The organism is Agrobacterium sp. rho-8.1, assembly GCF_033957725.1.
Taxonomy (GTDB): domain Bacteria; phylum Pseudomonadota; class Alphaproteobacteria; order Rhizobiales; family Rhizobiaceae; genus Agrobacterium.
In genome coordinates this window covers 980,001-1,002,537 of record NZ_CP192789.1, presented here as the reverse complement: position 1 = coordinate 1,002,537, position 22,537 = coordinate 980,001, and the positions used below count along the sequence as shown (strand labels likewise).

The following is a 22,537-nucleotide window of genomic DNA, read 5'->3' as shown; positions in this document are numbered from 1 at the left end:
AACTTGATAGTGCGGGCGGCGATGCACCTATGACGCCAATCATTCAAAACTTCGACTTAAAGGACTAGCTATGCGGTTTACCATCAAATTAAAACTTGGCCTGATATTTGGGCTACTCGTCCTCCTGATGGCAGCTTGCGCTGCTTTCGGTATCAATGGTCTACGGGAGATGGATGCATTGAAGGATAGCATGATCAATGGTCCTATCCGTCAAGACGATGTCGCCAATGACATAGCTGGCGCATTCGATGGCCTCGGATTGGCCGAAAGCGACCTCCTTCTTTCAACATCGTCAGAACGCGTTCAAAACGCGCTCAATATGATTGCCACCGAACGCAAAAACTTCAACGAGGCCCTGGTTGCTGGCGAGCAGAGTGCTCCGGAAGACTTCAAAGCCAAATGGGCGGAAATTCGAGACTTCTGGGGCGATTTTATCGCCCTACAGGACCGCATTATCAATCTGGTGAAATCCAACAACCGCGATCAGGCTCTGGAATTGAACCAGACCGAGGGAACAATTGCCTCCGACAAACTGGATGCAATGACGGAAGCCCTGTCAGAGTTGACAGAAGCTGGTATCGCGACCTCTGACAAGCTGAGCGAAACCGCGTACAACACCACGTTCACAACGCTGGCCGCCCTTGCTCTCGGAGCTGCCATACTCTCGATAATTTCTGCGATCCTCATCTCGGTCTCCATTAGCCGCGGCCTCAACAAAGCGATCATTTCGGTTCGAAACGTATCCGAAGGCGACCTTACAAGTATGGCCGTCATCACCACACGCGATGAGATCGGCACATTGCTGGAACACGTCAACACGATGATCGAGCGTTTGCGCGGCGTTGTTTCCGACTCCATTTCCGCAGCCGAAAATGTCTCGTCTGGTAGCCAGGAGCTTTCCGCCAGCTCGGAACAGGTGTCTCAAGGCGCGACAGAACAGGCATCTTCGACGGAAGAGGCATCCGCGTCGATGGAAGAAATGGCTGCCAATATCCGCCAGAATGCGGAAAACGCTGCGCAGACCGAAAAGATTGCCCGTCAGTCTTCCACCGACGCAGAAGCCAGCGGTGCAGCTGTTGGGCGTGCGGTCGTTGCCATGCGCACAATCGCCGAAAAGATTTCCATCGTTCAGGAAATTGCACGTCAGACAGATCTTCTCGCCCTCAACGCTGCGGTTGAAGCCGCGCGTGCCGGCGAGCATGGCAAGGGCTTTGCTGTCGTTGCCTCGGAAGTTCGCAAGCTGGCCGAACGCAGCCAGTCTGCAGCTGCTGAAATCAGCGCCATGTCCAGCGACACCGTAAAGGCCGCAGCCGATGCGGGTGAGATGCTGAACCGCTTGGTGCCGGATATCCGCAAGACGGCGGAACTGGTCGCTGAAATTTCAGCAGCCTGCCGTGAGCAGGACATCGGCGCAAACCAGATCAATGAGGCCATCCAGCAGCTGGACAAGGTTACCCAGCAAAACACCAGCGCATCCGAAGAGATGTCTGCCACCTCTGAAGAGCTGGCAGCTCAGGCCGAAGAGCTCCAGACGAGCATCGCATTCTTCAAGGTGAACAATGGCGATGCACGCCGTGCTCAGCCTGCGCAAAAACAAGCGGCGTTCAAGCAGAAAAAACCTCACCAACCCATGCCTGCTCGCAAGGCGACGAATGATCATTCCGTCAGAACACAGCAGGCTCGCGCCAAGGGTTTCGCACTGGATATGTCTCAGGGCGGTCCGGATGCGAACGACGCGGATTTCCGGGAAAGCGCTTAAATCATGGCCAGCACATCATCTGATACCCAGTATGTCACGTTCAGTCTCGGCGAAGAGGTCTTTGCCGTTCCTGTGGATGTCGTTCGCGAAATTCTTGATCATGAGGACGCTTTCAAAATCCCCCATGGACCGGATTACCTGCTGGGGCTCAGGGATGTGCGTGGCCAGGGCGTACCCGTAATCGACCTTCGATTACGCCTGGGCATGAGCGGAACGGTCAAGACCCAGAACACACGTATGTTGGTGCTGGATATTCCGATCGGTGAAAAACTCCTCGCACTGGGCCTGGTGGCAGACAAGGTGTTCGAAGTCACACCGTTCAGCCGGGAGGTCATTGAAACAGCGCCCGATATCGGCATTCGCTGGAACTCGAACTACATCGCTGGTGTCGTTCGTCGCGAGGGTGATTTTGTCGTTATCATCGACCTCGCGCAACTCTTCTCCGGCGAGGCCAGCGGCCTCACCCAGGCCGCCAACGGACCCGTCCGCGCCGCATAATGGAGTCCAAACGTTGAGTGCACCTGCTTACACTACCTTCGACGACAGCCTGAACAGCAGCGATTTTCGTAAACTTTCGGAATTCATCTACAATTACTGCGGCATCAAGATGCCAGATACGAAGCGGTCAATGCTGGAGGGGCGGCTGCGCAAACGCTTGAGAGCAACCGGCCACGCGACCTTCGTGGAATATTGCGATTTCCTGTTTCGCCATGGGGGCATGGAAACCGAAAGCATTTTCCTGATCGATGTTGTCACGACCAACAAGACGGATTTTTTTCGGGAGCCCAACCACTTCGATTTCATGGGAAAAATTGCCCTGCCTGCATTGTCTGCAAAGGGCCATAAACGCATCCGGACATGGAGTTCGGCATGCTCCACCGGTGCTGAGCCATACACGATGGCGATGGTTCTGGCCGAAGCTGTCGAGAAACGGGTGATCGGGGATTTCAGTATCCTTGCCACGGACCTGTCTACCGAAGTCCTTCAGAAAGCACATTCCGGAATCTACACGAAAGACTTGGTTGCGCCTGTCCCGCCAGATCTAGCACGAAAATATATCATGCAGCCTCGCGACAAACAGCGCAACGACGTGCGCATCACGCCTAAGCTTCGCGCAAAGGTCGGCTATGCAAGGCTTAATCTGATGAATCCGACCTACGAGGTCGGCGACGCCTATCAGATCATTTTCTGCCGCAACGTTCTCATCTACTTCGACAAGAAAACGCAAGCACATGTGTTGACGCAATTGTGCAAGTGCCTGTCGCCGGGTGGTTATCTGCTAATCGGTCACTCCGAAAGTATCACGGGTATCGACCTTCCCGTTAAACAGGTTGCCAACACAGTGTTCATAAAGCAGTAGCGAACGGCCATGGTAAAAAAGACGCGCGTTTTGATCGTCGACGACTCCGCCAGTGTTCGTCAGACACTGACCGCAGTACTTGAATCCGACCCTGACATCGAAGTGATCGGAGCGGCGTCCGATCCCTTCATGGCAGCCAAGAAGATACAGGAAGACCTCCCCGACGTCATAACGCTCGATGTCGAAATGCCGCGCATGGACGGAATCACGTTTTTGCGGAAGATCATGTCCCAGCACCCCATTCCCGTGGTGATGTGCTCGTCTCTCACCGAAGCTGGGTCCGAGACATTGCTGCAGGCACTGGAGGCAGGTGCGGTCGACATCATCCTGAAGCCGCGTATCGGTGCCGCCGATCATCTGGCGGATTCGGCATTGCGCATCTGTGAGGTCGTCAAAAGTGCCGCTCACGCCCGCGTGAGAGGGATAAAAACATCGCCTCGGCATGGGTCGACACACGGCATCCAGGCCAAGTTGACTGCTGACGCCGTACTGCCACCACCATCTGGAAAAGCGATGGCGCGGACGACCGAAATGGTGGTCTGTATCGGCGCGTCCACAGGGGGTACAGAGGCATTGCGTGAGATGCTGGAAAGACTGCCAGCAAATGCACCTGGCATCGTGATCGTCCAACACATGCCGGAAAAGTTCACGGCAGCGTTTGCCAGACGTCTCAACTCCCTATGCGAGGTAGAGATCAAGGAAGCAGAAGACGGCGATGCGGTTCTGCGCGGACATGTGCTAATCGCGCCAGGCGACAAGCACATGCTTTTAGAGCGGCAGGGCGCGCGGTATCACGTGTCCGTGCGCACAGGCCCGCTCGTTTCACGTCACCGGCCATCCGTGGATGTGTTGTTCCGTTCCGCTGCACGCTCCGCTGGCGGCAACGCCATGGGCGTGATCATGACCGGAATGGGTGATGACGGCGCACGCGGCATGCTGGAAATGCACCAGGCTGGTGCTCACACCTTGGCGCAGGATGAAGCCTCGTCCGTCGTGTTCGGCATGCCGAAAGAAGCCATAGCGCATGGCGGTGTCAACAAGATCGTACCTCTGGACCACATTGCTCGCGAAATCCTGGCCGAAGACAGGCGTCGGTAAGTTAAATCCTGAACAGGTCTTTAGATGCTGTTAACCATAATGCTGAATGATCAGACAGCACCATGATTCTGGTGCTTCGAGTGAGCGATGATCGCCCGCGAGCATTCACCGGATCTGGTCATGGCGGTCATTACTTTCGCGAACACAAAGGGCGGCGCGGGCAAAACGACAGCCGTGTTGTTGCTTGCCTCACAACTTGCGCGGCGTGGTTTGAAAATCTGCGTTATTGACACAGATCCCCAGCGTTGGCTGTCCAAATGGCGGGAGGCCGCTGACGACCGCGTCGACCTTTCCGTGATTACCTATGTTACCGCGTCAAGCCTTCAACAGCACGTCCTGGACAACCGCCGTAAGTTCGACCATGTCATCATCGACCTCCCCGGCGCACAGTCACCACTTCTGGCGACAGCTGTGGGCATGTCCAACCATGTTATCATCCCCGTGCAAGGCAGCACGATGGATGCCCAAGGCGGCGCGCAGGTGCTCGAATTGCTCCGTTATCTTGATGATCGCGCATCTATCAAAATACCGCACTCCGTTGTGCTGTCTCGCGTCAATTCCATGGTCACGACGCGCGCACTTTTGGCTGCCAAAGCGCTTCTCGCCAAACGCAACGTGCATGTTCTGGACACGCCGATCATCGAACGCGCGGCGTTTCGTGATATGTTTGAGTTCGGCGGCTATCTCCACATGATGAACGCGTCGCAAGTCAGCAATCTGGATAAGGCATTGCAAAACGCCAAGTCTTTTGCAGATGAGGTCATGCGGCTCCTGCCTATCCAATCTGCGACGAGACTGGTGTCCGCTGCCTAGACTTTCAGCCTGTGTCGCTGGGCTGCCTGTCTTTATTGATGAGACTTCCCAGTACCATGTCCAGATGGGCCTCGATATAAGTGGGAACATCAAGCTCTCGTGTGCCATCGTGAATGAGCGTCTCGAAGATCATGGCAAGAATGGGCGCGAAGACCAGTCGTGCTTCAGCTCTGGGGCGTGCGATGAACTCACCGGATGCTATACCATCGTTGAGGATTGTCTGGACGCGCATCAGGAGTGGGTCCACAAGGTCATCGCGGTGTGAATCGATGACCTTTGGAAATCTCCGCCCCTCGGAAATCACGAATCTCAAGAGTTCTCGAACCCGTCGCTGATCGACACTGATTTTGTAAAACAGCTTCATCATCGCCGTCAGCCGTTCCACACTGGTACCTGTCAAGGTTCGCGTGTCGGCAATAGTCTGCTGAATAGGGACCGAAATGTGCTCGATCATTCCCGCAAACAAGTCTTCCTTTGTCGGAAAATAGACGTAGACAGTGCCTTTCGTCACGCCGACACGATCGGCGATGTCTTCTACCCGTGCTGCGGAAAATCCGTGCTCTACAAATTCTTCGAAAGCTGCATCGAGAATCTGTGTGGGCCTAAGCGCCTTTTGTTGAGCGCGTGTCAGCCTTTTCATTCATCATCCTAACCTGCTGCGGCTGAAAGGTTGCGCCGCAGAACAATTTCATTGACTATCGGGTAAGTCAAATGTATCACGTATTCATCACGGTTCAAGAGGCAATGTATGAGACGCGTAGCTACGATCGCCGGCATGGCGATATCACTGATAAGTCTTGCCGCCTGTGCTCCCGAGGGAGGTGATCAGCAAAAGCCGGTTCGGGAGGTCAAAACGGTTCAGGTCGAGTCGTTGGACGTGGCCACCGCTATTGCAACGACGGGTCAGATCAGTGCCCGGGTTCAATCCGACCTTTCGTTCCGTGTCAGCGGCCGCATCACGGAGCGTCTTGTGGATGTCGGCGACCGCGTCAAATCGGGTCAGATCCTTGCGCGCATAGATCCGCAGGAACAACAGGCTGACCTTCAAGTCGCCATCGCCAGTCTCGAGTCTGCGAAAGCGCAGCAGACCCAGGCGCAGCAAGCCTATGATAGACAACAAAGCCTTTTGGCCACGGGCGTTACCACGCGCGCAGCCCTTGATTCCGCTCAAGAATCTCTTTTGACTGCACGCGGCTCCGCTGATTCGGCGCAAGCGCAGGTCGACAGCGCACGCGATGCTCTGGGGCAAACCGAACTCAAATCGGATGCCGACGGCATTATCACGGCGCGGAACGCGGAAGTCGGTCAAGTGGCGCAGGCGGCACAGACGGTCTTCACCCTGGCCCATGACGGCCCACGCGACGCTGTCATCAATGCCGACGAATCTCTTTTGCTTGGCGGCGAAATCGAGGATGACGTCGAGGTCAGAATGCTGTCGGGGGGCGCGCCGATCAAGGCAAAAGTTCGGGAAGTATCACCAACGATCGATACGACGACCGGTACGATCAAAGTCAAGCTTTCGCTGGATCCGAACGCCGACGTCCGCCTGGGAAGTCCAGTCGTTGCGACTGCGCATTACAAGCCCGTAAAGACGATTGAGCTGCCATGGTCTGCGATGGCGTCAGTCTCGGGCAAACCAGCCGTCTGGATCATTGACCCGAAGGGCAACACCGTATCTTTGCGCCAGATCGAGATAACAGCGTATGCGAACCAGCGCTTTTCCGTTCGTTCGGGCCTGTCGGAGGGCGAGATCGTGGTTTCTGACGGGACCAAATTTCTCACAGCCGGCGAAGTCGTGGCCTACGAAGGAGCCGCAAAATGACATATCCAAAGACGATCGTGGGACTGATGCTCGCCACGACATTTCTGGTCTCCTGCGGGGAAGAGGATAAGGCTCCTGAAAAGCCGCGTCCCGTTCTTTCAGTGGTCGTACAACCCGTGCCCCAGGCGACGCTCACGCTTCCCGGCACCGTCAACGCGCGGATCGAAACCCAATTTGGTTTTCGTATTCTTGGTCGCATCGTTGCCCGTAACGTCCAGGTGGGCGATCTCGTGAAGAAGGGCGATATTCTCGCAGCTCTTGATCCGATAGCTTTGGAACTGGCCGTCCGTAGCGCGCAGTCTGATCTTGCCAACGCGCAGGCGCAACTTGCAAACGCCACCAGCAACGAGCAGCGGCAGCAAACCTTGTTTGAACGCCAGTCTGCTGCCAAAGCCACGTTTGAAAGTGCCCAGCTGGAGCGCAGCACAGACGCAGCTAACCTCAACAAGGCGAAGGCCAATCTGGACAAAGCAAAAGAGCAACTGGACTACGCGCAGCTTCGCGCCGAATTCGACGGTGTCGTGACAGCGACATCTGCCGAAGTCGGTCAGGTCGTGTCGGCAGGCCAAAGCATTGTAACGGTCGCACGGCCGGAGGAACGCGATGCCGTCATCGACGTCCCGGAAACCGCGAGCGGCCTTTTGAAGGGCGGTGCAGAATTCAACGTATCGCTGCAGCTGGATCCTGATATCAAAGCGAAAGGCATCGTTCGCGAAATAACGCCGCTTGCTGATAGCGCGACCCGGACGCGGCGCACGAAATTGACCCTCGTCAATCCACCGGAAGCATTGCGGCTAGGCTCCGTCATCAGTGCGAGTGCATCGGTTGGCTCCAGCCCCGTCATTCAACTCCCATCGTCTGCGATCAAACGCGACGGTTCAAGAACGCTCGTCTGGGTCGTCGACAACAAGGAAGGCAAGGTCTCTTCGCGCGAGGTCACTCTGGCCGCGGGGACTGCAACGGGCGGACCTCTCGTCGTTCTTCAAGGCGTCAATCCCGGCGACCGCATCGTGGTCGCAGGTGTCAACCAACTTCAAGACGGCCAAGCCGTTCGCATCGATCAGGAGACTGCCCAGTGAAGCCGTTCAATCTCTCCGACTGGGCACTCGAACACCGTTCGCTGGTCTGGTATTTCATGATCATCTTCGTGGTGGCTGGAGCGTTCTCCTATATCAATCTGGGACGTGAAGAAGACCCTTCCTTCACCATCAAAACCATGATTGTGAGGGCCCAGTGGCCAGGGGCTTCTGCCGAGGAAGTCACCAAGCAGGTTACCGACAGGATTGAAAAGAAACTGGAAGAGCTGGACGCTCTTGACTATGTCAGAAGCGAAACGACAGCGGGCCAGACAATCATTTACGTCGAGTTGCTGCCCACGACCAAGGCCAAGGATGTGACCACGAACTGGGTCAAGGTTCGCAACATGGTCAATGACATCAAGGGCAGTTTACCAAGCGGTGTGGTGGGCCCCTTCTTTAACGACACGTTTGGAGATGTTTACGGCAACATCTATGCCTTCACATCGGATGGGCTGTCCCAACGACAGTTGCGCGATCTCGTCGAAGACGCGCGCGCCAAGCTCCTGACGATCGAAAATGTCGGTAAAATCGATATTATCGGCGAGCAGGACGAAGCTATCTATCTTGAATTTTCAACACGCAAGATTGCTGCGCTGGGGCTCGATCGCCAAGCCGTGATCAATACGCTTCAAGCACAAAATGCGGTTACCCAGTCGGGTTTTGTGGATGCCGGACCTGAACGTATTGCTATCCGTGTCGGCGGCGGCTTTTCTTCCGAAGAAAGCCTCAAATCCATCAATCTTCGGGTTAATGACCGCTATTTCCCACTGACCGATGTAGCAACGATCAAGCGAGGCTATGTTGATCCCCCAACGTCGTTGTTTCGTTTCAAGGGCAAACCTGCCATCGGCCTTGCCATTGGCATGATCACAGGTTCAAACCTTCTGACCTTCGGCGAACATCTTGATGCCGAGATGAAACGCGTGGTGGCAGACCTGCCGATCGGCGTGACCGTCGAGCGCGTCTCGGATCAACCCGCCGTGGTCGAGGAGGCCGTTTCCGGCTTCACCACCGCGCTGTTTGAAGCCGTGGTCATCGTTCTGGCCATCAGTTTCATCAGCTTGGGCGTTAGGGCTGGACTGGTCGTGGCCGTGTCCATACCGCTCGTTCTGGCTATTACTTTCGTTTACATGGAATATACCGGCATTTCGCTCCAGCGCATTTCGTTGGGTGCGTTGATCATTGCTCTTGGCCTTCTGGTAGATGATGCCATGATCGCCGTCGAAATGATGGTCGCGCGGCTGGAAGTGGGTGACAATCTTCGACAGGCTGCGACCTACGTCTACACGTCGACCGCATTTCCGATGCTGACAGGCACACTCGTCACTGTAGCTGGCTTCATCCCGATTGGCCTCAACAGCAGCGCCGCGGGCGAGTTCACATTCACGCTCTTCGTCGTGATTGGCGTATCACTCGTTGTCTCTTGGGTCGTGGCCGTGGTGTTCACACCTCTTCTCGGCGTGATGATTTTGCCAAAAACCATGAAGTCCCACCACGATAAAAAGGGACGGATGGCAAGCGGCTTTTCATGGCTCCTTGGCCTTGCCATGCGCTTCCGCTGGATCACGATCATCTCTACAGTCGCCGTTTTTGCGCTTTCACTTGGCGGAATGGGTCTGGTTCAGCAACAGTTCTTCCCGACATCCGATCGCCCGGAATTGATCGTTGACTGGAGCATGCCGCAAAACAGCACTATCACCGAAACAGACCGCCAGATGGCTCAGTTTGAAAAGGAAAAACTGGTTGGCAACGCTGATATCGACCACTGGTCGACCTATGTCGGCGAGGGTGCACCACGTTTCATTCTGTCCTATGACGTGCAGAGCCCTGCGGCATGGTTTGGTCAGGTCGTGATCGTCGCAAAAGACCTGGAGGCACGTGACCGTCTCAAGGCCGATCTTCAGGCTTATCTTTCCAAGACATTCCCTGGCACCGATGCCTTCGCGAAATTTCTCGATATCGGCCCCCCGGTCGGCAAGCCTGTTCAGTACCGCGTGAGCGGACCTGATGTGCAGAAATTGCGGCAATACGCGCAGCAACTCGGCGCAATCGTCAGCGCCAACCCGCTGCTATCCAACATGACGTTTGACTGGAACGAGCCGTCTCGCGTCGTCAAAATCGACGTTCTCCAGGATAAGGCAAGACAGCTTGGCGTCTCCTCTCAGGATATTGCGACCGTTCTCAATGACGTCGTCGAAGGGTCTTCCAGCACGCAGGTCCGTGATGACATTTATCTTATCGATGTTATCGGTCGTGCCGAAGACGTTGAGCGTGGGTCAATCGAAACCTTGAGAAACCTTCAATTGCCAAGCTCTAACGGCCAGTCCGTTCCACTTTCGGCTGTCGCCAAGTTCCGTTACGAACTTGAGCAACCGATGATTGGCAGAAGAGATCGTATCCCGACGATCATCATCAAGGCTGCCGTTGTCGGACCCACTCAACCTGCGACGGTTGTTGAGGGTTTGAAGCCAGCAATCGAGAAGTTTACGGCTAATCTTCCCGCAGGCTACAAGGTAGAAATTGGCGGTTCCGTCGAGTCCAGTGCAGACTCTCAGGGGCCGATTGCTGCCGTGGCGCCGATGATGCTGTTTGCCATGGCAACGATCTTGATGTTCCAGTTGCAAAGCTTCAGCCGCCTGTTCCTGGTGTTTGCCGTTGCGCCGCTTGCGCTGATCGGTGTGGTTGCTGCCCTCCTCTTGAGCAATGCCCCGATGGGCTTCGTCGCGATCCTGGGCATTCTCGCACTCATTGGCATTCTCATACGAAACTCGGTCATCCTTGTGGTCCAGATCGAGCATCTGCGAGAGGAAGGATTGACGCCTTGGCAGGCGGTGATAGAGGCGACCGAACATCGTATGAGGCCGATCATGCTGACGGCAGCAGCGGCAACTCTGGCTCTCATCCCGATTTCGCGGGAAGTCTTCTGGGGACCAATGGCCTATGCGATGATGGGCGGTATCGTGGTCGGAACCGTTCTCACGCTTCTGTTCCTGCCAGCGCTTTATGTCGCATGGTTTAGAATTCCACGTGAAGACGTCTCCAAAGACCCCGAGCATCCACCCGCAACGGCCTGAGCCAAAACGGGGGCGCTGACGCGCCCTCCTCTGCCTCCCCAAGCACGAAACGAGTAAACCATGTCACTTTTCATGACAAAGGGCGGCAGGCGCTTTCCTTACACCATGGTCATCATCGCAACGGTGATTGCATTGACGGGTTGCGTTTCGCGACCGACATCCGATGTCCTCAAGCCGGTGACACTGAAAACCGCTCAGCAAAAAAAGGTCAGCATTCTCGCCGTTACCAATCGTGATCCGGTGGCAAAGGACGCCTCTTTCGGGAACCGCTGGGCAGGTGCTACGAGCTATGATCAGTTTTCATTCTCCGTACCTTCCGAACGGGATGGACCCAACATTCAGTATGTGTCCAAAATGCCAGATCCAAATCGTCAATATATCGTGACCGGACGAGAAACACTGACAAAGGCTTCACTTGTTCAAAAGATGATCGACACGCCGCAGTTTGATGGCACCGCTGCGGTCTTTGTCCACGGTTACAACTACTCCTACCAGGAAGCCTTGTTCCGAACGGCACAGATGGTAGCCGATGCCGGCACGGTTGGTGCACCGATTATGTTTTCGTGGCCATCTGCGGCAAGCGTAGCCGGATATGTCGCAGACCGTGATGCGGTCCTTTATTCCCGCTCGGAGCTTGGGTCCCTCCTCGAAACAATAGCGGCCGCACCAAAGGTCAAGCGCATCATCCTGTTCGGTCACAGCATGGGCGGTTTTCTGTCCATGGAAGCAGCCAGACAACTCAGGCTCGAAGGCAGGAGCAATGTCCTGGCAAAGCTGCAGATTGTGCTTGCTGCGCCAGATATCGACCTCGATGTGTTCCGATCGCAGATTCGCGATATCGGAGCGATTCCAACGCCCATTACGCTTCTGGTATCAAAGTCTGACAAGGCGCTCAGCTTCTCCAGCTTCGTTGGCGGTGAAAGGCCAAGAGTGGGAAGTCTGGACGTGAACGACCCCGTGATTCAGGAGACCGCAAAAGCAGAGCGCGTGCGCGTCGTCGATATTTCATCGCTGAAATCATCCGATGGTCTCGGCCATGATCGCTACGCCTCACTTGCACAGTTTGCAGGAAACATCGATAAGGCAGAAGCTCGAACACGCTTGAGCGGCGGCAACATTGGTGCTTTCGTCTTCGACGCGGCCGGTGCCGCCGTTGCCAGTCCGTTCAGGCTTGCTGGGCAAATCGCAAGACAATAATCGGATGAGCCTTGAGCCATAGTCCGAGCTTCAACCAGTTCTCCGTTGTGTCCGAGATCATTCAAGGTGCACGAAACGGCATTGTCCGCGTCTATGGACCTCACGGCAGAATGAAGCTGTCTGGTTCGCAACTTGAACCGTAATCTTCTGTCCATCATCTGTTCATACAGCAGCCACGCCTGTTTCAGAGAAGACGTCCATATTCCTTTTGTCGCTCAAAACGAGCCATCAAACAGGAGATAAAAACATATGCGCTGGATAGCCAAGGCAACTGCCGTGACCGGAACTGCTTTGCTCATGACTGCCGGTGGCGTGAACGCCGTCGAAATCAAAAATCGGACCATCAGCGAGACTGAAGTCCTCCAGACGCAGAAAGCATGGGGCGACGCTCTCGTTGCTATTTCGCGAGAGCATGAAGAAAAAGGCGTAAAGCCAGCCCAGGAGATGGCAGCCAAAGTCATTGATGCGGCTTATGGCTACCAGCTGGGCCCGGTCCTCTTCAAGCCCACGCTGACGCAAGAGCCTCAGACATTCAGAACGGACCGCGAGGGCGCACTGTCCTACTTCGTGGGTCAGAACCCGAAATACCCTTCCGATACAGGCTTTGCCCTGAAGGGATGGCGTGAAGTCGAGGTCAAGAACGCTGCCATTCTTCTGGATGGCGAATACGCGACCACGCTTGGAAACGTCTCTTTCACCGACAAGGACGGCAAGGTGACCACAGTCGACAAGTCCTGGACGTTCAAGAAGGATGACGTGGGAACAATCCGTATCGTTCAGCATCACTCTTCACTGCCTTATTCGGCGAAATAAAACCGTCGTCTAACGATCTTGCTCCAGACGATACCCAATGCCGCGGACAGTCGTGATACACGAGCGACTGTCCGCGGCGCGATCAATTTTTGCTCGCAGGCGGCGAACGTAGACATCTACGACATTGGTCAAGGGGTCTTCACCCGCGCCCCAGATATTTGCCAAAATGCGTTCACGGCTGAGCACGCGTCCCGGGGCGGACATGAACAGCTCCAGAAGCGCAAGTTCCTTTGCCGTCATCGATATCTCGTCGCCCTCGACCGTGACGCGCATGGACTCGCGATCCAGCTCCAGCACCCCGACACACAACGTTCTCGTCCCAAGCGGACGCAGTTCGATGGGACGTCGCATCAGTGCTTCTATTCGTGCCAACAGCTCCTCGAACGAGAACGGTTTGACCAGATAGTCGTCAGCACCCATTTTCAATCCAGAAATGCGGTCACTCACCGAACCCAGTGCCGTCAGCATCAAAATTGGCGCCGAGATACCACTGGCGCGAAGCGTCTGGCAGACATCAGACCCGTTGATGATCGGCAGCATCACATCGAGTAAAATGGCACCGCTTGCGCCTGTCGAGCGCCATTCCTGCCATAAGGCATGCGCCTGTTCGATACCCGTTGGGCCATCACGGGCAACGGTGACGCTGTAGCCCTCGGCACGCAGGCCGCGTTCCAAAAAGTCCGCCACTCTGGGATCATCTTCTATGATCAGTATGTTCACTTCGTCGTCTCCATGATGGCTTCGGGAACACGACAAGCGCCCAGCAACGGTAAGCGCAGCGTCGCTGTCGTTCCTAGCTCGCTCTCGCTATGAAGCGTGATGGTTCCATCATGTGCGGACGTCAGATGTTTGGCGATTGACAATCCCAGGCCGGTACCATCAGGGCGGTGAAGCCGTGCATTGCTGCCTCTGAAATTACGGTCGAAAACATGGGGAAGCGCATCAGCTTCAATTCCTATCCCATGGTCTCGAACAACAAGTTCCCAAGCATTTGAGGTGATGCTGGAACTGACATCTATTTTTGCGTTCTGCGGCGAATAGCGGATGGCGTTGTCGAGAAGAATGGCAATGACCTGGCGCAGGCGGAACGGGTCACCCGCCACGATCGTCTCTGCATCCTCGATATCAGTGGAAATCTTGATACCTCGCTGATTTGCGAGGGTTTCCGCGCTCAACAGCGCCTCTTCGAGTGGGCCCGCGATGTCAATCTGCTCCCTGTTGAGCGCCAATGTCTCGTCTGCGCCGCGCGACATCATCAACAAATCGTCGATCAGGCTCCCCATCTGACTGGCAGCTTGCCCGATGCGCTCCAGCGACGCGCGATACTCGTCATCTGCTTTTTGCCCCCGCAACGCAATCTCCGCTTCACCACGAATTGCGGTGGTGGGTGTACGCAATTCGTGGCTGATATCGGCCAGCAGACTGCGCCGACGCCCCTCGGATGCCCGCAGTCGCGATAGAGCATCTTCCAAAGCAGACGTCCGCTCCCTCACCTGTTGCTCAAGGACAACGCGGTGATCGGCTTCTTCGTTTCGGCGAAGTAAAAGTTCTGAGGCCATGCGATTGATGCTTTTTGCGAAACGGCCGAATTCGTCAGTCGTCGTCACGGGAATACGATGTTCGAGCTGACCGGATTCGTAAGCTTTCGCCCCTTCGGACATCTGCTGCAGCGGACGCCGGATGGCTTTAGCGATGACATAGGCCAGTCCCATGCCGATAATCGCGATAACGAAGGTCAGCACGGCGAGGACGCGATTGAGCTGCAAAAGCGCTGCATTCGCCTTGGCCCGAGAGATGACAAGTTCCGACTTCTCCTCGGAGATGGTGTTGTTGAGCACTTCGCGAAGATCCCTTCCCGCCCCCTGATCGAAGATCGTCTCGATGGATGCCCAGGCGCTGCGTACATCATCTGCTCCCGTGTGAGACCTGATGTCTTCGATAGCGGGTTTCAGCGCGATGACACTGCCTGAGATAAGCTGCAAAGCCTCGTCGCGTGCGTCATCATCGTCCGCGGAGGCCCCGGCGAGATGATCCATCTCCCGTGTTTCCTTGCTGATCTGTTGAATCTGCTCGATGGTGGTAGCCATCTGGGCGCGGAGCATCTCACCATCGCCAGGCGCATGGTCTGCTCCAATCAAGGCGCGCAAGGACCATGCCCGCAGCCTCTGTTTGGTAGCAGATAACTCAAGCAGCCCTGACAGAATATCGCCCGCATAGCGTCCGCGAATGACCTGTTGTTCGGCTTCTGTGGCAATGTGACGGTTGAGCAGGCCTTGACACACGATCAATACAGCGAGAACCGCGAAAGCCGCGATCAGCCGCATCGTGAAGTCAAACCGTCCCATGCTAAAACTTCCTGTTAAGGGGCCCTTGGCCGTGCCAAGCTACATTCTCATAGCTCTCGTTTACATCGCATATGCCAAGGCGGACTTTGCGGTATTTGTTCGGCTAAGGCGAGAAATGTTTGGATGGGCGTTAGGATTAGCGCCTCGAACCTGCGCATCCCATAAAGCCACGTGTCACTATCCGTCCGACAGCCACATAACAAAGATGCGTGGAACACATATGGTCCAGCTGGTGTTTAGGTGGGACGGTATATTAGATACCGCTGGAGAGAGTTTTTATGACTGATAGAGTTTGTATCATCGGATCTGGCCCGACAGGCATTTATACGTTTCAGCATTTGTCCAACTCACCCAAGCACCTCTCCATTACAATATACGAAGCTGAGAACTACGCGGGGAAAGGCACTCCGTATCTTCCCACAATCAATGATCCGGCAATGTTGTCGAATATTCCGAGCATCGAGATCCCGTTGCTGGGACAAACATTGGCAGACTGGCTACGTGGCCGTGATGACGAATATCTCTCCACATTCGGGATCGTCCGTACCCATATCACTGAGCGTGAGTTTTACCCTCGCTTGGTCTTGGGCGACTATTTCCACGATCAGTTTCTGTATTTGAAGGCGCAGGCGGAAAAAAATGGGCACAAGGTGGATATCCGCGTGCAACACCGCGTGAGGGACATTGCCCTCGAAACGCATGAAATTCGCCTGAAAGTCGAAGCTGCGGGTGAAACTTTCGATGCGGTCTACGATCATGTCGTGATGGCAACGGGTCACAACTGGCCAGAAAATACCGAAACTCACCCCGGATATTTTATGTCGGCTTGGCCCGCATCCGCACTTCAGTCGATTAAAGGCGGGCGATTGGGCATATTGGGCACTTCACTGAGTGCAATCGACGCGCTTATGACGGTGGCGACGTCGTGTGGATCATTCGTGTATGACGGTACCGGAAATCTCCAGTACCAACCATCGACTGGCTGTGAAGATTTCCATGCTGTTCTGATGTCTCGAAAAGGACTTTTACCAGAGGCGGACTTCTATTGTCCGCTGCCTTACATGCGCCCACGCATTTGCACTCCAGAATCGATCGAGGCTTTGATTTCGCAGGGATCGAACGGACTTTTGAACAAGGTATTCGAGCTTTTCAGAAACGAAATCAGTCTTGCCGATCCGGACTATGCAGCCGAGATCGGACTGAGCCAGCTGAACGTCGATACGTTTGCTAACGCGTATTACGCCCGCCGCTCAAGCATCGATCCGTTTGTTTGGGCTGCCGCAAACCTTGCAGAAGCCAAACAGAATGCTGCAGCGGAATTTACGGTGCCATGGCGTTACGCAATCATGATCACACACGAGATCATCGCTAAAGTCGTTCCGCATCTCGACACAGAAGATTTTGCGCGGTTCAACAAATCGTTCAAAGGAATCTTCATTGATGAATACGCAACGGTGCCACACCTCTCGATTGAGCGTCTGTTGGCACTGCGAAATGCAGCACGGCTGGAAATCTTCAAGCTAGGTAGCGATTATGAGATCACAAAGCCAGAATCGGCGCGTGGGGCGTGCGTTGCGTTGGGAGAGAGGACGGAGCGCTTTGATAATTTCATTGATGCTACTGGCCAAAGTGCACTTTCTGCCCGTGAACTTCCGTTTCCGACACTGGTCAACCAGGAAACCGTGCGCAAAGCTCCCACAGCCGAGCCGTTGGGTTTCCTGACAGGCGATGCATCTGTGTCGAGCGTACGTTTGGGCGGGATCGACGTGGATGACCACTATCGTACGATCACAGCCGGAACCGTCTCGAACCGCCTTTATTGTGCTGCGATTCCGTTTCTCTTGCACAAGAATCCCTTCGTTCAGGGCATTACGAGCGCGGCAGAAACGGGCGAGATCGTCGCACAGGCCATCATCGACGACGTGAACCATGCACAGTTTACCGAGTTACTTTCAGCATGAATGATATTAGCGCAGGAACTGTCACCGCGTCCCAGCGTCAAACTGTAAAAAGAGTGGGACGCATAGCCGAATTGTGGCGCTACCCCGTGAGTTCTTTGGGGGGCGAGACGTGCGACACTGTCAATGTGGATATGAATGGTATCGTGGGAGATCGCGGGTTCGGCATTTTCGATACCTCTACCGGGCGTGCTGCTGCACCGGAGAAAGAAGCCCGCTGGCGATCCGCTTTGTTTCTACACAGCACACTGGATGAAAACGGATTGCCACGCATCCATTTCCCTGATGGTACGGATCTCTCGATTATTGACGAGACGGCGCCCTCCCTGCTCTCAGACCACTTCGGTTTTGATGTCGGAGTAGGACGATACGCGCGCACCAATCTGTCGGCGGCTGCGGCCCTTCCAATTATCTCGAACCGGTATGATCCAAGCCCTCTTCACATTATCACGACGCAGTCGTTGAGAGAACTTGCCAGTATTGCATCGTTAACCGAGGTAAACCACCGCCGGTTTCGCCCCTCGGTGTTGATCGAGACGGACCCTTCAAACCATGAGGATTCTGGTTTTCTAGAAGAAAGCTGGCTGGAGGGTACACTTTACCTTGGTACGCTGAGAGTGGAAGTTACGGAAAAAGCCAAAAGGTGCGGAATGACCTTGATCGCTCAGCCCGAACTCACAGAACAACCTGAGATTCTACGAACCCTTGTTCGTCGCAACGCCCGAAATTTCGGGATTTATTGTCATATTCCGCAGTCTGGCACATTGACAGTCGACGCCAACGTCAATCTCGCGGTCGTATCACTGTAATCTCTCAGGCTAACAAGGTTCGCATAAGACTGGCACAGGAGAGTTGGCTCGTCGATCCGGCGCGTCAGTGCTAGAATACCATGGGACACCGACGCTGCGAAAAGTAGACGCTGCCAAGGCTGGAGCCGAGGAGCTTGAACGCAAATCTTTGGAATGGGAGAATTTACAAGTTTCGTTGGTTGCGGGGGCAGGATTTGAACCTGCGGCCTTCAGGTTATGAGCCTGACGAGCTACCGGGCTGCTCCACCCCGCGTTACCAGGTTTTTGCGTTTGCAAAAACCGCCATAGCAAACTCGCAGAGTTTGCGTCACTACCCGACTTTTGCGTTAGCAAAATGTCGCTTTTTTCCCGGTTTTTGCCTTGGGCAAAATACCGATCATGTACACCGCAAGGCGGTTTACATGGAGTGCCGGAGCAAATTGCGTAGCAACTTGTCTCCTGTAAGGGACGCACCTCTTTTTTTGGTACGCCGATCTTTGATTTGTTTTCGGCTTATCGCTTCAACGACGAAAGGCCGCTTGATGCGGCCCTTTGTATCGGCTGGGCCGAAGTTTGTTTATGTTTGAGAAGATTTTTGTTTTATCATGTGTTGCGTTTTGCAGACCTGGCAGCGACCTACTCTCCCGCGTCTTAAGACGGAGTACCATTGGCGCAGGGGCGTTTCACGGCCGTGTTCGGAATGGGAACGGGTGCAGCCGCCCCGCAATAACCACCAGGTCGGCAAAACGCAACATATGTTCATGCGGAGCATGAACATATGATTGCTTGTGATTGGTGTAGCTTATCCTGTTCGCTTGACGCTCACAGGGCACACCAATGGTCGATACGGCACCCTTTGCGAGTGTACGTTTGACCAAAGCAACATGTTCATGTTTTCACATGGAAACTGTTGTTTCGAGAAGCTGGGTGGCTGAGCCACTTTTTGTCTTAATTACACGTCTTATCTGTTTTGTCCTGACGCCCGAAGGGCTCCGGACGGGCCGCATCACGCGATGCGACGGCTCGCTGAGCCTGTATGGTGCCACACTCAAGCTTGAGCGGGGCAGCCCTACAGGACGATAGTCCGTCGCAAATCGTTTTGCGCGCCGTCTGCAGCGTAGTGGCCGAAGGCCACGTCAGCGTGAAGACAGAACAGATCTTCATCAAGCTTTGCTTGATGAACATAATCAATGGGAACGAAGAAGTCGATCGAGCTATTAGTAACGGTAAGCTTCATGCATTACTGCACTTCCACACCCGTCCTATCAACGTGGTCGTCTTCCACGGCTCTGATAGGGAACACTCGTTTTCAGGTTGGTTTCCCGCTTAGATGCCTTCAGCGGTTATCCATTCCGTATATAGCTACTCTGCTATGCCCTTGGCAGGACAACAGATCCACCAGAGATACGTCCATCCCGGTCCTCTCGTACTAGGGACAGATCCTGTCAATATTCCTACACCCACGGCAGATAGGGACCGAACTGTCTCACGACGTTCTGAACCCAACTCACGTACCGCTTTAAATGGCGAACAGCCATACCCTTGGGACCTGCTCCAGCCCCAGGATGCGATGAGTCGACATCGAGGTGCCAAACAACCCCGTCGATATGGACTCTTGGGGGTCATCAGCCTGTTATCCCCGGCGTACCTTTTATCCGTTGAGCGATGGCCCTTCCACACGGGACCACCGGATCACTATGACCGACTTTCGTCTCTGCTCGACTTGTCAGTCTCGCAGTCAGGCGGGCTTATGCCATTGCACTCGACGACCGATTTCCGACCGGTCTGAGCCCACCATCGCGCGCCTCCGTTACTCTTTCGGAGGCGACCGCCCCAGTCAAACTACCCACCATACACTGTCCCGGATCCGGATAACGGACCGCGGTTAGACATCCACGAAGATAAGGGTGGTATTTCAAGGATGGCTCCACGAGAACTGGCGTCCCCGCTTCAAAGCCTACCACCTATCCTACACATGCCTTGGCGAATGCCAGTGTAAAGCTATAGTAAAGGTGCACGGGGTCTTTCCGTCTGACCGCAGGAACCCCGCATCTTCACGGGGAATTCAATTTCACTGAGTCTATGTTGGAGACAGCGGGGAAGTCGTTACGCCATTCGTGCAGGTCGGAACTTACCCGACAAGGAATTTCGCTACCTTAGGACCGTTATAGTTACGGCCGCCGTTTACTGGGGCTTCAGTTCAGAGCTTGCACCCCTCCCTTTAACCTTCCAGCACCGGGCAGGCGTCAGGCCCTATACGTCGTATTGCTACTTCGCAGAGCCCTGTGTTTTTGATAAACAGTCGCTACCCCCTGGTCTGTGCCACCCTGACATACTTGCGTACAACAGGGTCACGCTTCTTCCGAAGTTACGCGTGCAATTTGCCGAGTTCCTTCAACATAGTTCTCTCAAGCGCCTTGGTATACTCTACCTGACCACCTGTGTCGGTTTCGGGTACGGTCTATACGGTGGAGCTATTTCCTGGAACCTCTTCGCCGCCCAACCAATCCAATAAGGTTGAACAACACACGAGATCCGTCACTACCACCAGGCCCACGAATATTAACGTGGTTCCCATCGACTACGCATTTCTGCCTCATCTTAGGGGCCGGCTAACCCTGCTCAGATTAACTTTAAGCAGGAACCCTTGGTCTTTCGGCGAGGGAGTCTCTCACTCCCTTTATCGTTACTCATGTCAACATTCGCACTTCCGATATCTCCAGGGGCCCTCACGGGTCCCCCTTCACAGACTTACGGAACGCTCCGCTACCACAAAACAGCCACTACGACTGTCTTATCCTCAGCTTCGGTGCATGGCTTTAGCCCCGTTACATTTTCGGCGCAAAGACCCTTATTTAGACCAGTGAGCTGTTACGCTTTCTTTAAATGATGGCTGCTTCTAAGCCAACATCCTGGTTGTTTTGGGATCCTCACATCCTTTCCCACTTAGCCATGACTTGGGGACCTTAGCTGGAGGTCAGGGTTGTTGCCCTCTTCACGACGGACGTTAGCACCCGCCGTGTGTCTGCCGATTAGTACTCCTCGGTATTCGGAGTTTGGTTAGGATCAGTAAGACGGTGAGTCCCCATAGCCCATCCAGTGCTCTACCCCCGAGGGTATTCGATCGACGCACTACCTAAATAGTTTTCGCGGAGAACCAGCTATTTCCGAGTTTGATTGGCCTTTCACCCCTAGCCACAAGTCATCCCAATCTATTGCAACAGATATGGGTTCGGCCCTCCAGTTGGTGTTACCCAACCTTCAGCCTGCTCATGGCTAGATCACTCGGTTTCGGGTCTAATGCAACAAACTAAACGCCCTATTCAGACTCGCTTTCGCTACGCCTACACCTACCGGCTTAAGCTTGCTTGCTACACTAAGTCGTTGACCCATTATACAAAAGGTACGCCGTCACTCTTTCGAGCTCCGACTGCTTGTAGGCATCCGGTTTCAGGTTCTATTTCACTCCCCTCGTCGGGGTGCTTTTCACCTTTCCCTCACGGTACTTGTTCGCTATCGGTCATGCACGAGTACTTAGGCTTGGAGAGTGGTCTCCCCATGTTCAGACAGGATTTCACGTGTCCCGCCCTACTCAAGGACAATGAGTGTTCTACGTGTACGGGGCTATCACCCGCTATGGCCACCTTTTCCAAAGTGTTCCACTTTATTCCTCATTGCCACTGGCCTGGTCCGCGTTCGCTCGCCACTACTTACGGAGTCTCGGTTGATGTCCTTTCCTTCAGGTACTTAGATGTTTCAGTTCCCTGAGTTCGCTTCTTACACCCTATGTATTCAGATGCAGATACCTTATCATAATGCTTGGAAACCTAAGCCGTACCGAAGCACAACTTAGATTCTCCAAGCATTTAAGGTGGGTTCCCCCATTCGGAAATCCATGGATCAAAGCTTATTCGCAGCTCCCCACGGCTTATCGCAGCGTATCACGTCCTTCTTCGCCTGTGCATGCCAAGGCATCCACCAAATGCCCTTAATTCACTTCTTCGTTCTCATTGTCTATGCTCACCCATAGTCGCTCCAAAGGAGCGACAACCCGATTACCTTTTACAATCAGGTCATTTCTTGATGACATCGACGTGTCGATACAGTCCTCATTGAAGGCACGCCGGTGCACTTCGAGGCCGTATCATTAAGACCAGCTTCTCGAGATATCATCCGGTGATGCGCGGTCAGGCAACATCAATCCAGCATCTCCATCAGATGAAGGCCTAAACCTTCAAACAACAAAAATGCCTCAGGACAAGCTTTCCTACCTACTCCAATCCCTCCACCAATTCCGGCCGACTAAGCCATCACACGGTTTCACTGAGACTGGGCTCGGACGCCTTGAACCAATGGTTCAAAACACCTGGAAGCTTCCAGACATATCTTCTCTTCACAATGCAGACAGAACAGGCATCATCTCATTCAAGA

15 protein-coding genes, 1 tRNA gene and 2 rRNA genes are annotated in these 22,537 nt (G+C 54.5%); 12 read left to right on the top strand and 6 right to left on the bottom strand.

Annotation, left to right across the window (positions count from 1 at the left end; translation table 11 throughout):
* Positions 1–70: 70 nt before the first annotated feature.
* The 5 genes from RMR21_RS19560 (at position 71) to RMR21_RS19540 (ending at position 5,030) form a co-directional block, all read left to right on the top strand.
* The gene (locus RMR21_RS19560; RefSeq protein WP_498671073.1) at positions 71–1,759 is read left to right on the top strand and encodes a methyl-accepting chemotaxis protein; all 1,689 of its coding nucleotides are present in this window, start codon (positions 71–73) and stop codon (positions 1,757–1,759) included.
* A gap of 3 nt (positions 1,760–1,762) precedes the next feature.
* A complete protein-coding gene (locus RMR21_RS19555) occupies positions 1,763–2,257 on the top strand; it encodes a chemotaxis protein CheW (protein ID WP_498671072.1) in 495 nt (164 codons plus the stop codon).
* A 13-nt stretch (positions 2,258–2,270) separates the two neighbouring features.
* Positions 2,271–3,119: a CheR family methyltransferase gene (locus RMR21_RS19550; protein WP_498671071.1), complete on the top strand. Its 849-nt coding sequence runs from the start codon at positions 2,271–2,273 to the stop codon at positions 3,117–3,119.
* A gap of 9 nt (positions 3,120–3,128) precedes the next feature.
* Positions 3,129–4,217 (top strand): protein-glutamate methylesterase/protein-glutamine glutaminase, encoded by a 1,089-nt coding sequence (locus RMR21_RS19545; protein WP_498671070.1) that lies wholly within the window; start codon positions 3,129–3,131, stop codon positions 4,215–4,217.
* A 120-nt stretch (positions 4,218–4,337) separates the two neighbouring features.
* Positions 4,338–5,030: a ParA family protein gene (locus RMR21_RS19540; RefSeq protein ID WP_498671068.1), complete on the top strand. Its 693-nt coding sequence runs from the start codon at positions 4,338–4,340 to the stop codon at positions 5,028–5,030.
* A 4-nt stretch (positions 5,031–5,034) separates the two neighbouring features.
* Here RMR21_RS19540 and RMR21_RS19535 read toward each other — a convergent pair whose 3' ends face one another.
* Positions 5,035–5,670: a TetR/AcrR family transcriptional regulator gene (locus tag RMR21_RS19535; protein WP_498671067.1), complete on the bottom strand. Its 636-nt coding sequence runs from the start codon at positions 5,668–5,670 to the stop codon at positions 5,035–5,037.
* Between the two features lie 108 nt (positions 5,671–5,778).
* Between RMR21_RS19535 and RMR21_RS19530 the strand changes: the two genes are divergently transcribed.
* The 5 genes from RMR21_RS19530 (at position 5,779) to RMR21_RS19510 (ending at position 13,015) form a co-directional block, all read left to right on the top strand.
* Positions 5,779–6,852, top strand: coding sequence for an efflux RND transporter periplasmic adaptor subunit (locus tag RMR21_RS19530; RefSeq protein WP_498671066.1), 1,074 nt, complete (start codon positions 5,779–5,781; stop codon positions 6,850–6,852).
* Entirely contained in the window at positions 6,849–7,931 is a 1,083-nt protein-coding gene (locus tag RMR21_RS19525) for an efflux RND transporter periplasmic adaptor subunit (RefSeq protein WP_498671065.1), read from the top strand. Before RMR21_RS19530 ends, RMR21_RS19525 begins: the two co-directional genes overlap by 4 nt.
* Positions 7,928–11,005, top strand: a complete 3,078-nt coding sequence (locus RMR21_RS19520) for an efflux RND transporter permease subunit (RefSeq protein WP_498671064.1) — start codon at positions 7,928–7,930, stop codon at positions 11,003–11,005. Before RMR21_RS19525 ends, RMR21_RS19520 begins: the two co-directional genes overlap by 4 nt.
* Positions 11,006–11,065: 60 nt before the next feature.
* Positions 11,066–12,202, top strand: coding sequence for an alpha/beta hydrolase (locus RMR21_RS19515; RefSeq protein WP_498671063.1), 1,137 nt, complete (start codon positions 11,066–11,068; stop codon positions 12,200–12,202).
* A gap of 249 nt (positions 12,203–12,451) precedes the next feature.
* Positions 12,452–13,015, top strand: coding sequence for a metal-independent carbonic anhydrase family protein (locus RMR21_RS19510; protein ID WP_498671062.1), 564 nt, complete (start codon positions 12,452–12,454; stop codon positions 13,013–13,015).
* Between the two features lie 9 nt (positions 13,016–13,024).
* Here the strand turns inward: RMR21_RS19510 and RMR21_RS19505 are convergent, their stop codons facing one another.
* A complete protein-coding gene (locus RMR21_RS19505) occupies positions 13,025–13,735 on the bottom strand; it encodes a response regulator transcription factor (RefSeq protein ID WP_498671061.1) in 711 nt (236 codons plus the stop codon).
* Complete coding sequence (locus RMR21_RS19500) at positions 13,732–15,360, bottom strand: sensor histidine kinase (protein WP_498671060.1); 1,629 nt, start codon at positions 15,358–15,360, stop codon at positions 13,732–13,734. The genes RMR21_RS19505 and RMR21_RS19500 overlap by 4 nt, the downstream gene beginning before the upstream one ends.
* A gap of 278 nt (positions 15,361–15,638) precedes the next feature.
* On the opposite strand from RMR21_RS19500, the gene RMR21_RS19495 reads away from it, so the two are divergent.
* Together RMR21_RS19495 and RMR21_RS19490 are read left to right on the top strand one after the other, a co-directional pair.
* Positions 15,639–17,321 carry an FAD/NAD(P)-binding protein gene (locus tag RMR21_RS19495; protein ID WP_498671058.1) on the top strand — a complete coding sequence of 561 codons (1,683 nt, stop codon included), beginning with the start codon at positions 15,639–15,641 and terminating at the stop codon, positions 17,319–17,321.
* Positions 17,318–18,127, top strand: a complete 810-nt coding sequence (locus RMR21_RS19490; protein ID WP_498671057.1) for an MOSC domain-containing protein — start codon at positions 17,318–17,320, stop codon at positions 18,125–18,127. The genes RMR21_RS19495 and RMR21_RS19490 overlap by 4 nt, the downstream gene beginning before the upstream one ends.
* Before the next feature lie 176 nt (positions 18,128–18,303).
* Here RMR21_RS19490 and RMR21_RS19485 read toward each other — a convergent pair.
* The 3 genes from RMR21_RS19485 to RMR21_RS19475 all read right to left on the bottom strand — a co-directional run bounded on the left by RMR21_RS19485 (position 18,304) and on the right by RMR21_RS19475 (position 22,109).
* Positions 18,304–18,380 (bottom strand) — tRNA-Met (locus tag RMR21_RS19485).
* Between the two features lie 349 nt (positions 18,381–18,729).
* Positions 18,730–18,844, bottom strand: a 5S ribosomal RNA gene (rrf, locus tag RMR21_RS19480).
* Between the two features lie 458 nt (positions 18,845–19,302).
* Positions 19,303–22,109, bottom strand: a 23S ribosomal RNA gene (locus RMR21_RS19475).
* Positions 22,110–22,537 lie beyond the last annotated feature (428 nt).